Consider the following 12,920-nt stretch of genomic DNA (forward strand, 5'->3'; position numbering starts at 1 on the left):
GGAAGTTAACAGCGGGGAAAGCTAGGGCGGCCCGGAAATTAGGGGACTTTTGACCTTCCGGGCGCTGAAACCCTCAATATCGCACTTCACAAGCCGCTGCGCCATGCCTCGTTGAAACGGTGTTGTTGGCGCGAGACTCAAAGGGTTTTTCGGACCATTTGAAATCGTCCGTTCCGCGCTACACTGAGCGGAAAGCAGGCCTGATTCTCGGGTGCGTGCCTGCGGGGAGATGCCGCCATGAATCGGCCACTCGTTCGGTTTCAGCTCCGCGCTGCCGGGGGTACGTCGGCGTGGAAATGGTTTAAATGGTCGCTGGTCGCCGCCTTGCTGGTGGCGCTGGCAATCCTGGCAAAGCTTTGCCAGATCGAAATCGAAACCTCCCGTCTGCAGGCGCGCTATCTCTCCGAATTGACGCGCGACGTCGGCTACACGCTCGCGGACGGCGTGAGCCCCAATATCCGCTTCCCCATCAATCACGGCCCTTACGACGAACGGCTCGGCTACGCCTTGCTGCCTTCGTTTCAGCAACGGCTGAGCGCGCGCGGTTTCGTGGTGACCTCGCAGGCGCGCGACTCGGAACGCATGCTCGCGCTCGCCGACGACGGCCTGTTCCTGCCTTATCAGGAGAAGGATCAAGCCGGCCTGCAACTGTTCGACGGTACTGGCGCGGCGCTTTTCGACGCGACTTATCCGCGCCGGATCTACAGCGGTTTCGAAGCGATTCCGCCTGTGGTCGTCAACTCGCTGCTGTTTGTGGAAGACCGTGAACTGCTCGACGCCAACCAGCCGAACCGCAATCCGGCAATCGACTGGGGCCGTTTCGGTCACGCTTTGCTCGACCAGGGCGTGCGGATTTTCAACCGGCATCAGTTGCAGCCGGGCGGCAGCACGCTCGCCACCCAGATCGAGAAATTCCGTCACTCGCCGGATGGACGCACCGCGACGCCGCCGGAAAAGTTGCGCCAGATCGCGTCCGCTTCGGTGCGCGCCTATCTGAACGGACCGCAGACCATGCCGGCGCGGCGCGAAATCGTCGTGCAGTATCTGAACTCGGTGCCGCTGTCGGCGCAACCGGGCATTGGCGAGATCAACGGTTTGGGGGATGGGCTCGCGGCGTGGTACGGGCGCGATTTCAACGAGGTGAATGCGATTCTCAGCGCGCCGGCCTCGGCCGATAATCTCACCGAACAGGCGCTGGCGTTCCGCCAGGTGTTGTCGCTGATGATTGCGCAGCGCGCGCCGTCGTACTTTCTGCATCACGGCTATGGCGAGCTGGAACGCATGACGGACAGCTATTTGCGGCTGCTCGCCACGGGCGGCGTGATCTCGACGTCGCTGCGCGATGCGGCGCTCAGCGCGCAGATCGCGCTGAATCCGACGCCGTTACTGCAAGCCGATGACTCGTTTATCAGCCGTAAAGCAGTGACCTCGATGCGCGCGCATCTGCTCGATGCGTTGGGTCTAAGAAGTTTTTATGAACTGGACCGGCTCGACCTGCAAGCCACCGGCACGCTCAATAACGCGGTTCAACTGGCGGTGAGCGAACGGCTCGCAGCGGCGGGCACCAAAGACGGAGCGCAGGCAGCCGGCCTGTATGGGTTCGAAATGCTGCGCCCCGGCGACGATCCTTCGAAGATCACCTATAGCCTGACGTTGTACGAGCGGCACGACGGCGCGAACCTCGTGCGCGTGCAGACGGACAGCGTCAACCAGCCGTTCGACATCAATTCGGGCGCGCGGTTGAATCTGGGTTCCACCGCGAAGCTGCGCACCGTCATCACGTATCTGCAGATCGTCTCCGCTCTACACGACCGTTATGCCTCGCTGAGCGTGGCCGATCTGAAACGTGTTCAACCCGATCCGCAAGACGCGCTGACCCGCTGGGCGCTCGACTATCTGAGCAAAACACCGGACCATTCGCTGCAAGCCATGCTCGACGCCGCGATACAGCGGAAATATTCGGCCAACGCGGGCGAAACGTTCTATACGGGCGGCGGCGCGCAGACCTTCACCAATTTCGAGTCGAGCGACAACGGCCAGATTCTGACCGTGCAGCGCGCCTTCCAGCACTCGGTGAATCTGGTCTTCGTGCGGCTGATGCGCGATATCGTGCACTACGAAATGATTCAGACCTCCGGGCCTTCGACGCAATGGCTCGACGATCCCGCCGCCCGCCAGTTGTACCTCGGCCGCTTTGTCGATCAGGAAAGCCGTGTCTATATGAAGCGCTTCTACCTGAAGTATCACGGCAAGACGCCCGATGAGGCGTTGGCCCTGATGCTGCACAGCGTGCACAAGTCGCCGCCGAAGATCGCCACGGTGTTGCGCAGCGTGGCGCCGAACGGCGCGCAGGGCTGGTTCGACGCGCAGATGCGCGCGCAACTCAAAGGCACGCCCGCAGAATGGCTCGGCGACGACGATCTTGCCGCGCTCTACACCAAGTACGGCATGGACCGCTTCAATCTGAACGATCGCGGTTATATCGCACGTGTGCATCCGCTGGAATTGTGGCTGGTCAATTATCTGCGCGAGCATCCGGATGCCACGCTCGATCAGGTTCAGGCCGCCAGCAGCGACGTGCGCGTCTCGACGTATGCGTGGCTCTACAGGACGCGCTATCACGCCACGCAGGACCGCCGTATCAAACGCATGATCGAACTGCGCGCCTATGCTGCGATCGGCGATTCATGGCAGGCGCTGGGCTATCCGTTCGCCAATCTGACGCCGTCCTACGCTGCGGCAATCGGTGCATCCGGCGACCGGCCGGCGGCGTTGGCGCAACTGATTGGCGTGATCTCGAACGGCGGCGACAAGGTGCCGACAGAAAGCATTGCGTCACTCGATTTCGCCAAAGACACGCCATACGAAACGCATTTCGTGCGTGCGACGCTCGCGCCGCAGGCGCAGTTGTCGCCGCAGATCGTCAAGGTCGTGCGCGGCATGTTGAGCGATGTGGTGCAGGGCGGCACGGCCAAGCGTCTCGCGGATGGCATGACGTTCCCCGACGGCAAGACGTTGCCGGTGTATGGGAAAACCGGTACGGGGGATCAGCGTTTTGAAGTGTGGGCGAAGGGCGGCAGGCTGATCGAGTCGCGCAAGGTCAACCGGAGCGCGACGTTCGTGTTCATGATGGGCGACCGGTTCTACGGCACGTTGACGGCTTATGTGCACGAGCCATATGCGGCGCGGTATGACTTTACCAGTGCGATGTCGGTGCAGTTGCTGAAGTCGCTGGCGCCGGTTTTGCAGCCGTTGGTGGATGAGAAGAAGGCGGCGGACGAAGGCGGCGCGGCGAAGCGGAGTTAATGGGCGGTGGTTCTAAATCAGAACACCTGAGCCTTAATACCCTGCCTCTGCCGCCGGTTTAAGAAACAGCTCATGTACCGGCGCAAAATGCGCATATAGCGGCAAAATTGCCCCGCCCATCGCCCGTGCATCCGCGCCGATGGTTCCTTCGAGCAATTGCGGACGCACCATCCCTTCCCACTCGAAGCCATCCAGTACACGCTCGGTACGCCGAATGATCTCGCGCACCAGTTGACGATCGAGCTCGCCATCTATCACTACGGCTTCGAGATCGAGCAGGGCGGTTGCGTTGATCAGCGCACCGGCAATCGCGGGACAGGCCGTATCCAGCCATTGCTCCGTCACTCGCCACCATTCCGGCGCAAGCGCGCGATGGTCGTGCGCGGCGGCGGGCGGTGCGCCGGCGTCGTCAAGCAGCCGTTCCAGCACAAACCCCGACGCCGCGTGCAGCAATTGACGCGCACCCAACGAGCTCGCAGCATTACCCGCAAGCGGAATCGAGCCGACCGCGCCCGCATTGTTGTGCGGACCCCCATGCAGCCGCCCATCGATCACCAGTCCGCCGCCAATAAACGTCCCGACGAACAGATAAAGAAAATTGTGAATGCCGCGTCCCTGACCCATCACGAGTTCGGCGGCGCACGCGGCGGTGGTGTCCTTGGCAAACTCGACGGGCAAGCCAGTAATGGCCGCGATACGCGCGCGGATATCGATGTCGTGCCACGCTTCGAGCGCATCTGGCGGCGCGCCCAAAAAATCTCGCCAGCCGCCCAGCCACAGCGGCGCGGCCACGCCCACGCCGACCACCTGTTTGGCGCGCTCACCCAGCGTCTCGTTTAGACGCGCGAGCTTGCTCTCGAGTGCAGGAAACAGCACCTTTGGATCGGGATATGCATATTCGAGCACGTCACGGCTGCAAACATGCCCCACGAAATCCATGGCGAGCACATCGAGGCTGCGCCGCCCGACCTTGATGCCGATCGTATAAGCGCCTTCCGGCCGCAATGCGATCGGCACCGACGGCTGGCCGATGCGTCCACGCACCCGGGGTTGCCGCGCAAGCAGCCCGTCGTCGATCAGACGGTCGACGATCATCGACACGGTCTGCATCGACAGGCGGGTCAGGCGCCCCACGTCGGCTTTGGCGAGCGGGCCGTGCAGGCGGATCGCCTGCAGTACGATCCGCTCGTTGAATTGCCGCATGCCGACCTGATTCGAGCCGACCGTGCGCTTGAGCGGCGAGCGGGTGCCGTGGGTATCCATGATGATGACCCGTCAGCAGGGAAGGCGCATCATGCGATGGCCTTGACGTCCGCTTCCTTGGCGCCCGTCATGATGGCGACGGCTTCGGACATGTGGATGTCTTTGGTGTTCACCAGCGCCGCGCGCCGCCCTAGCCGCTGAATGTGGATGCGATCGGCGATCTCGAACACGTGCGGCATGTTGTGGCTGATCAGGATCACCGGCAGGCCGCGCTCGCGCACGCGCCGGATCAGTTCGAGCACCATGTTGCCTTCTTTCACGCCGAGCGCGGCGGTCGGCTCGTCGAGAATCACCACATGGCGCGCGAAGGCCGCACTCCGCGCCACCGCAACGCCCTGGCGTTGACCGCCGGAAAGCGTTTCGACCGCCTGGCGCATCGAACGGATGCCGATTTGCAGGCCCTTCATATGCGCGGTGGCTTCTTCGAGCATGCGGCGCTTGTCGATCATCCTGAAGATCGAGCCGCGCCAGCCGGGTTTGACGAGTTCACGCGCCAGAAACAGGTTCTCGGCAATGCTCATGGCCGGCGCAACCGCAAGGTCCTGATAGACGGTTTCGATGCCTTGCTCGCGCGCATCTAAAGGACTGCGAAACTTTACGGGCTTGCCGTCGAGAAGAATCTCGCCTTCGTCCGGTACGGTCGCGCCCGAAAGCGCCTTGATCAGCGACGATTTTCCTGCGCCGTTGTCGCCGATCACGGCCATGATTTCGCCGGGCAGCACTTCGAAATCGCAACCGTCGAGGGCCGTGACCTGGCCGTAGCGCTTGACGAGCCCGCGAGCCTGCAGAACAGGCGTCGTGTTAGCAGCAGTTTGAGGGGTGGACATGACAGGCTCCTTCTGGATCATCGAGCGCCGCGGTGAGACAGCTTGTCGGCAGCGACGGCGAGAATCACCAGCATGCCGGTGATCAACACCTGATACACGGACGACACGCCGATCAGCGTCAACCCGTTGCGAAACACGCCGACGATCAGCGCGCCGAGCAAGGTGCCGACAATCGAGCCGCGCCCGCCAAACAGGCTGGTGCCGCCCAGCACGACCGCCGTGATGCTGTCGAGGTTTTCCGTTTGACCCGCTTGCGGATCGCCCACACCGGTACGCGACACGGACAGGAGCGCGGCGATGCCGTAGATCGCGCCGGCCAGGGTGTAGACGGTGAGCAGGATGCGCTGCGACGACAGCCCCATCAGGCGTGCGGCTTCGGCGTTATTGCCGAGTGCGTAGAGATGCCGGCCCGGCACCGTGTCGCGCAGCACGAACCAGGTGGCGAGATACATCAGCAGCGTCAGCACGGTGCCGTAGGTCACCTGCGCCGGCCCGATGCTGAACGTGTTGCCGAGGAACATGATGGCGTCGGGCAGATTCGAGACGCTTTCTGCGTTCGAGTAGATCTGCGTGAGCGCGAAAGCGATATTCAGTGTGCCGAGCGTGACGATGAACGCGGGCAGTTTGATACGCGTAATCAGGGTACCGTTGAGCGCGCCGAATAGCGCGCTGGCAGCAATGCCGCAGACGATCGCGAGGACCGGCGGCACGCCGAGGTTGACCGCGAATTTGGTCATGATGATCGAGCCGAAGGCCATCACCATGCCGCAGGACAGATCGATGCCGCCGGTCAGCACGATCAGCGTCTGGCCGATGGCGATGACGGCGACCACCATGGTCTGCTGGAGAATCAGCGAGAGATTCTGGAACGACAGGAAGCGGCTGCTCTGCGAGATGAAGAACGCGCAGGCCAGCACGAGAGCAATGAGCGGGCCGATCTCGGCGAGCGAAGGCAGGCGCTCGGACAGGGGGCGATGGCCGTCAGCCGGCGCAGAGGGAGTCGACATGATGTGTTTCCTCGATGCTAAAGCGTAGCGCGGCGGCCACGCATCAAATCGCCGGGAGAGTCGTGCGCGGGTCTCCCGGATGCTTAGGATCGCTTATTGACCCCAGCAGTTGGCGAGGCCGAAGGCGGTGTCCTTGCTGTCCACGCCGTTCATGGCCTTGTCGGTGATCAGCGTTACGCCGGTGTCTTTGTAGCCTGAGACCTTCTTGCCGGTCTTGGCATATTCCGCGCCGGCGTCGACGCCGAGCGAGGCCATCTTCAGCGGATACTGCTGCGAGGTTGCGGCAATCGCGCCGGCCTTGACGTTGCGCACGCCTTCACAGCCGCCGTCGATCGACACGATCATCACGTCCTTGTCCTTGCCTGCCGCCTTGAGCGCGCGATACGCACCCGCCGCGGCCGGTTCGTTGATGGTGTAGACCACGTTGATGTCCGGCGATTTTTGCAGGCAGTTCTCCATTGCCGTCTGTCCTTTCGACTGATCGCCGCGCGTGTCCTGGCTGCACACAATGGCCGGATCGCCTTCCTTCACGCCGAAGCCCTGCAGGAAGCCGTTATGCCGCAGCACGCCCACCGAAACGCCCGGCGCCAGATCGAGCGTGGCGATCTTCGCCGGCCTGGCGCCGAGCGCCGCCTTCGCGTACTGGCCGATCAGGATGCCGGCCTTGAAGTTGTCGGTGGCGAAGAGGGCATCGGTGGCCTCTTGCGGCTCGGTCGGCGTGTCGAGCGCTATCACCATCACGCCGGCGGCGCGGGCCTTCTTGATGCTCGGCACGATGGCTTTGGTGTCGCTCGGTGTGATCAGGATCGCTTTGGCGCCAGCCGTCATCATGTTTTCGATTGCGGTGACCTGGCTGGCGTTGTCGCCGTCGAACTTGCCGGCGGCGGTCAGCAGCTTGACGCCGTCCTTCTGCGCGGCGGCTTCCGCGCCTTGGCGCATCTTCACGAAGAACGGGTTCGTGTCGGTTTTGGTGATCAGGCCGACGGCGGCCTGGTCGGCCGCCTGGCTGGCGCTCGTGCACCATACGGCGGAGGCCGCCACGCAGAGGGTGACGATGCGACGGGCGACAGGATGCTCGCGGGAATTCAGATTCATGGGACGCTCCTCCTGATGATTGACGACGATGTTATGGACTGCGGTCGATTCAATAGCTGACGGGCACTGGGCGCGCCTCTTGTGGCCTCGTGACCCGGATCCACCGATCCACGCCGGGGCCAATTTCGATTAAATCACTTTGGTTTATTTAGTACAGCAGGGCGAATCCGGGGAGTCAAGACAAGGGAATTGGTGCAATGCGGCTGGCGTCGGTCACCTGATTTGCCCGCTCTGGCTTGGCTGGGGCGGTCGTCACAGAATTGATGCGACGCGGGATTTCCATTGCTGGATTGGGGTAAGTCTGGAGACGGCTCGGCAAATTTATGGCGCGGATCGCGCCATTATGCGTTTGTAAGGATGGCCGCATCCCACCTCTTCAGTCCGCGTTAAACCATCCTGAGTAGCGATTTCTTTTTTGTTTTGTTGCGCTGCGGCACGATCGGTTTATAATAGGGTTATTACCTAGGTAGTTAACCCTAGCTCGACCCGGAGCATCTCATGAGCCACATCACCACTACTTCCGCCTCGGCCACCAATGGCTGGTTTGCCCGCGTTATTGCCGTCGCTCGCCGCGCGCTGCAACTGCATTTGCAGACGTGCGCGATCATTGCCGAAGCGCACCGTCGCCCGAATTAAGCGCTGCCCGGTTGTGCCTCTCGCACACGCCCACCGCGTGCGAGAGGCACGCTGAAACCGTAGTCAGAGATCCAGCACGAGATTGGACGCTTCGTCCGCGCCGGTCCGTGCCGGTATCGAACAGCAGATCAATGCATGCCCCGGCTCGATCGGCGCGTCAGGCGTCTGGAGGTACTTCACCTCGCCTGAAAGTACGCGCGTCGAACAGGTTCCGCAGGTGCCGGATCGGCACGATGACGGCGGCGTCAGACCATTCGCTTCGGCGAAGTCGAGCAGATTGCCGTCTTCCTTCGACCACAGCGCGTCGCGCCCGGTCTTCATAAACACGACTTTCGAGGCCTGCGCCGGGTCACGCGGTGTCCGTTCAAGCGGAACGACCTCGGCCGTCGACGCAAGCGCGTTGGCGCCGCGCTTCACGCTGGCCGGTCCGAAGGCCTCGAAGCGAATCCGCTCATCCACGATATTGAGGGCGCGCAGTCCTGTATAGAGGTCCTGCATGAACGCGCCGGGACCGCACAAATAGAAGTCGTAATCGCCGAACGGCAATACCTGCCTGAGAAAATCGACGTCTGCCCTTCCCATTGAATGCGAGGCACGCGTCGTGCCGTCTTCGGCAGGCTGACTGTCGCGCAAATAAACAGACAAATTCGGGTGGATCTGCGCGAGCGCTTTCAACTCATCCGCGAATGGATGTTCGTTCGGATGACGTGCGCCGTGGATGAAGTAGACGTGCTCGGGCTGCGTGGTCGCGTGCGTATCGGCCAGCAAGGCGTTGAGCATCGCGATCATCGGCGTAATGCCGATTCCCGCCGACAGCAGAACCGCCGGGCGGCGGCTGTTGCGATTCAGCGTGAACGAACCGCCCGGCAGCTTCGCGTCGATTTCCATGCCCACCTTGATCTGCTCATGCAGCCACGTCGACGCGGCGCCTTCGCGCTTGACGGTGATGCGAAAGTGCTTGCCGTTATGCGCATCGGAGAGCGTGTAAGTGCGCAGCAGCGGCGCGTCGAGCCCCGCCACCTGCAGACGGATCGGCAAAAATTGGCCGGGTTCGAACTGGGGCAGCGCGGAACCGTCGACCGGTTGCAGATAAAACGAGCGCGCCGTCGGCGTTTCGTCCTTCACGTCGATCACTTTCATCTTGCGCCAGCTGCTCGCAACGGGCGGCAAAACCACGCCCTCCGTTTGCCAGCTTCCCATCTTCGCTAGTTGCGGCGCGTATTGCACGGCGGACCAGCGAAACGGCAACGCGCGCGGCGTGCGGCGAACTTCGCGCACGTGAAAGCGCATCAGCCGCTCGGCGCCCGTGAAGGAAGCCAGCTCGGCGCCGTCCCAGATGATCTCGGCAACCACGGCGATATACAGCAGATCGCCGCTTTCGAAGTCGATAGCAAGCAGGCCCGCGCGCGGATCCTGAATCAGGTTGCCGATCGTATTGAAGAACAGGTTGCCGCTGAAATCCGGCGTCGTCAGCGTGTGCGCATCGTCGACCCGAATGAAGCCCGGCTTGCCGCCGCGGTGCGATACATCCGCGCCCCGTGCGAGGCCCGCTTCGGTGGAGGGATTGGCGCTGGCAATGAAAAAGGTGTCGGCACGCGCAAGCAACGCGCGGTCGGCGTCGCTGAGTTCCTCGGACGATTCGGACACCGCACTTTCTTCAGGCGTGGACGCCACCCACGTCGGTACGCGTCCCTGGATGTATTTCGCGCAATTGCCGAAACTTTGACTTACGCTGAGCGTGAATGATTCGGAATCCATAGCAGTTATCACGCCATTGACGCGATTGCGCCGCCGCGTGGCCGGCTGGATGCCCAGGCCGCCGATCAGTCCACCCACTTGCCATGCACCCGCGAGCGGATCGCCCGGCAGGCTGCGTCCGGCGATACGCAGGGTGTGCTCATCCGGCGTCGAGACGAAACCCGGCTCGCCGACCCGCAGCGTAGCCCACGGCTGCCCGCTCGCATCCAGCCCGCTCAACACCATGAACGGCTGTTCCGCAAAGAACTGGCGGTGCTGCTCCGGCATGTAATCGCGAATCCCACGGCGCGCATCGACGTTCATCCGCTCCCGCACGCCCACCCGTTCCTGCGCGGCCAGTTCGCCGGCGTGAAAGGGGGACTCGGCAGCGCGCCAGCCTGACGCAGGAGCGGGGGAGGACATGATGAACTCCTGATGCGGAACGTGGGGGATAGCGGACATGCCGGCCTATGCTGTCTCGGCGAGCAAGCCGGCCTTGCTGGCGGGCATCGGCAGGAAGCGCGGCAGGGCTTCGATGCGCTTGAGCCACGCGCGGATATTCGGGTACGGTTCGAGCGAGACGCCGCCTTCGGGTGCGTGCGCAATATAGGAATGCGCGGCGATGTCGGCGATGGTCGGCGTCAGGCCAATCGCGAACGGCTTGTCGTGCAACTCGCTTTCGAGCACCTTGAAAAGATTCACTGCAATGTTTTGCGCGGTCTCCAGATGATACGGCGCGCCGAACACGGTGACGAGGCGCGCGGCGCATGGACCGTAAGCGATCTTGCCGGCGGCGAACGACAGCCAGCGCTGCACGTGGGCCGCGCCGAGCGGATCTTGCGGCAACCACGAGGCATCGGCATATTTGCGCGCGAGGTACACGAGGATGGCAGCCGAATCGCTCAGCACCACATCGCCGTCTTCGATCACCGGCACTTCACCGAACGGATTGAGCGCCAGATGCGCGGGCGAGCGCTGTTCGCCGGCAGCCATATTCAGTTCGATCACGGTGAATGGCAGGTCGAGCAGCGTCAGGAACAGTTTGACGCGATGTCCGTGACCGGACAGCAGCGTCGTGTGCAACCGGATCGGCTGAGCGGGCTTGGAAGACGACATGGAGTGCTCCTTGAAGCAAATAGACCTGTGGTAAGTGCAGGTAGCTTAAGCCTCGCCGGATAGTCTGAGAAGGCGGATAATCGGAATTACTCTTTCCACTCAAAGTGAACAATGAATGGCCAGCGCCAGTGATGTGAATCTCAACCGCCTGAAGGTGTTCGTGGCGGTGATCGAAGCGGGGTCGCTGACGGCTGCGGCGGAGCGGCTGGGCATTGCCAAGACCATGGTCAGCACGCATATGCAGCGGCTCGAGGCGGAAGTCGGGGCCAGCCTGCTGGTGCGTACCACCCGGCGGGTCAGCGTCACCGAAGCGGGCAACGCGTTCTACGAAGCGTGCCGGCATATGCTGAGCATCGCGGACGAGGCGCTGCAGTTAGTAGAGCAGGGTAGCGGCAGCCTGCGGGGCACACTGCGCGTCGCTACGCCGGTCGATTACGGGGCAATTGTGGTCGCGCCCGTCCTGGTGGCGCTGCGGCAGCAACACCCGGAGCTCAACGTCGAGCTGGTGTCGAATGACCGCCTCGTCAATCTGCTGGCAGAGGGTATCGATGTCGCCATCCGGTTAGGACGCCTTGCCGATTCGAGTCATCGCGCGGTAAAAGTCGACAATTTCGTGCGCTGGCTGGTTGCGAGTCCCGCGTTTCTGGAAACGCATGGCACGCCGACGACGTTCGCGGCGCTCGCCGCGTTGCCGTTCGTCGGCATGGCGGTGCTGGCCACGCCGCTGACGGTAGCGCTGGAAAACGCCAGTGGCCGCAAACGCAGCGTGCGTTTCGGCGCGGGCTTTATCGCGGATACCGCACCGGCCTGCCGGGCGGCGACGCTGGCGGGCGGCGGCGTCGCGGCGCTGACGAACTTCGCGGTCGCGGACGATGTCGCCGCGGGGCGGCTGGTTCGCCTGCTGCCGCAGTGGTCCACGCCACCAGCGGGCATTCACGCGCTGTTTCCGTCAGCGCGCTATCCGGCGCCGAAGGTGCGGGTGTTTATCGACGCCCTCAAGGCGCATCTCGGTACGGTGGATGCGGCGGACACGGCGGGCGTCTAGACGCCGGTGCGAGTGGTATGCGAAGAGCGCTGCGTATCACACGCTCGGCTCAGCCTGGCGCCGCTCATATTCGTCATGACGACACCACCACACGCCGGTCTCGTTGCGCCCTTTGGGCGCGCGATCGAGCCACTGATACATGCTCCAGATGCCATCCACGCCGCGCCCATAGGTGGAATACGTGTGATAAATCACGCCGTCTTCCAGCACGAATGCGCTCATGCCGGGCCGGTCGCGCGCATAGGTGAGCGGATCGGTCCCGCAAGTGGCCGCGAACTGCGCAACGGGCTCGGGCGACGGCGTCGCGTCCATCGCATGACCGCCGCGCTGATAGTTATAGTCGACGCTGCCCCTGCGCTGCTGCTCCGCGGTAAACGCGATATTGAAATCGAAGTTGAAGTCGCCACCGTGCGAGGACGCCCATGGAAACGTCCAAGCCATTCGCTGACGGTATTCCAGCAATTTCGCCAGCGGCGCGCGCGATACCGCGAGCAGCGTGACGTCGTGATGCGCCAGATGGACGGCGATGCCGTCGAAACCATCCGCAATCGACGAGCACGACGGACATCCCGCCTTGTAATCCGGCCCGAACATGAAGTGATAGACGAGCAGTTGCGAACGTCCCGCAAACAGATCCGCCAGCGTCGCTGGGCCTCGTTCGGTTTCGAAACGGTAGGTCTTGTCGATCCGGACCCACGGTAGCGCCTGACGTTGCCGCGCCACTTGGTCGCTGCGGCGCGTGAGTTCCTTTTCTGCCTTGAGCAGGTCGAGACGGGCGGCGAGCCATTCTTCGCGCGTGCCGCTTGGGTGCGTGGTGGTCATGTTTCGCTCCTTAAGTTAGGTGTCCTGTGCCGTTCGTTCGCATTCCGATGCAATGAGGGGTTGAAC

Annotated in this window: 10 protein-coding genes; 3 read left to right on the plus strand and 7 right to left on the minus strand. The window is 63.0% G+C overall.

What is annotated here, in order from left to right; translation table 11 throughout:
- Positions 1–237: 237 nt before the first annotated feature.
- Positions 238–3,306 (plus strand): transglycosylase domain-containing protein, encoded by a 3,069-nt coding sequence (locus FQ755_RS06450; protein ID WP_144152292.1) that lies wholly within the window; start codon positions 238–240, stop codon positions 3,304–3,306.
- Positions 3,307–3,339: 33 nt separating this feature from the next.
- Here FQ755_RS06450 and FQ755_RS06455 read toward each other — a convergent pair whose 3' ends face one another.
- The 4 genes from FQ755_RS06455 to FQ755_RS06470 form a co-directional block, all read right to left on the minus strand.
- Entirely contained in the window at positions 3,340–4,569 is a 1,230-nt protein-coding gene (locus tag FQ755_RS06455; RefSeq protein ID WP_144152294.1) for an ROK family transcriptional regulator, read from the minus strand.
- A gap of 29 nt (positions 4,570–4,598) precedes the next feature.
- Positions 4,599–5,396, minus strand: coding sequence for an ATP-binding cassette domain-containing protein (locus FQ755_RS06460; protein ID WP_144152296.1), 798 nt, complete (start codon positions 5,394–5,396; stop codon positions 4,599–4,601).
- Between the two features lie 17 nt (positions 5,397–5,413).
- Positions 5,414–6,403, minus strand: a complete 990-nt coding sequence (locus FQ755_RS06465) for an ABC transporter permease (RefSeq protein WP_144152298.1) — start codon at positions 6,401–6,403, stop codon at positions 5,414–5,416.
- 93 nt (positions 6,404–6,496) lie between these two features.
- Entirely contained in the window at positions 6,497–7,498 is a 1,002-nt protein-coding gene (locus tag FQ755_RS06470; protein WP_144152300.1) for a sugar ABC transporter substrate-binding protein, read from the minus strand.
- 498 nt (positions 7,499–7,996) lie between these two features.
- Between FQ755_RS06470 and FQ755_RS37190 the strand changes: the two genes are divergently transcribed.
- Positions 7,997–8,134: a hypothetical protein gene (locus FQ755_RS37190; protein WP_186308433.1), complete on the plus strand. Its 138-nt coding sequence runs from the start codon at positions 7,997–7,999 to the stop codon at positions 8,132–8,134.
- A 63-nt stretch (positions 8,135–8,197) separates the two neighbouring features.
- On the opposite strand, the gene FQ755_RS06475 is transcribed toward FQ755_RS37190, so the two are convergent.
- Both FQ755_RS06475 and FQ755_RS06480 read right to left on the minus strand, forming a co-directional pair.
- Positions 8,198–10,294, minus strand: coding sequence for a pyridoxamine 5'-phosphate oxidase family protein (locus FQ755_RS06475; protein WP_144152302.1), 2,097 nt, complete (start codon positions 10,292–10,294; stop codon positions 8,198–8,200).
- A gap of 45 nt (positions 10,295–10,339) precedes the next feature.
- On the minus strand, positions 10,340–10,987 hold the full coding sequence (locus FQ755_RS06480; protein ID WP_144152304.1) for a glutathione S-transferase family protein: 648 nt from the start codon (positions 10,985–10,987) through the stop codon (positions 10,340–10,342).
- Positions 10,988–11,102: 115 nt separating this feature from the next.
- Between FQ755_RS06480 and FQ755_RS06485 the strand changes: the two genes are divergently transcribed.
- On the plus strand, positions 11,103–12,032 hold the full coding sequence (locus tag FQ755_RS06485) for a LysR family transcriptional regulator (RefSeq protein ID WP_144152306.1): 930 nt from the start codon (positions 11,103–11,105) through the stop codon (positions 12,030–12,032).
- Between the two features lie 36 nt (positions 12,033–12,068).
- Here the strand turns inward: FQ755_RS06485 and FQ755_RS06490 are convergent, their stop codons facing one another.
- Positions 12,069–12,854 (minus strand): DUF899 domain-containing protein, encoded by a 786-nt coding sequence (locus tag FQ755_RS06490; RefSeq protein ID WP_144152308.1) that lies wholly within the window; start codon positions 12,852–12,854, stop codon positions 12,069–12,071.
- Positions 12,855–12,920 lie beyond the last annotated feature (66 nt).

It is taken from the genome of Paraburkholderia sp. BCC1885 (assembly GCF_900996235.1).
Classification (GTDB): Bacteria; Pseudomonadota; Gammaproteobacteria; order Burkholderiales; family Burkholderiaceae; genus Paraburkholderia.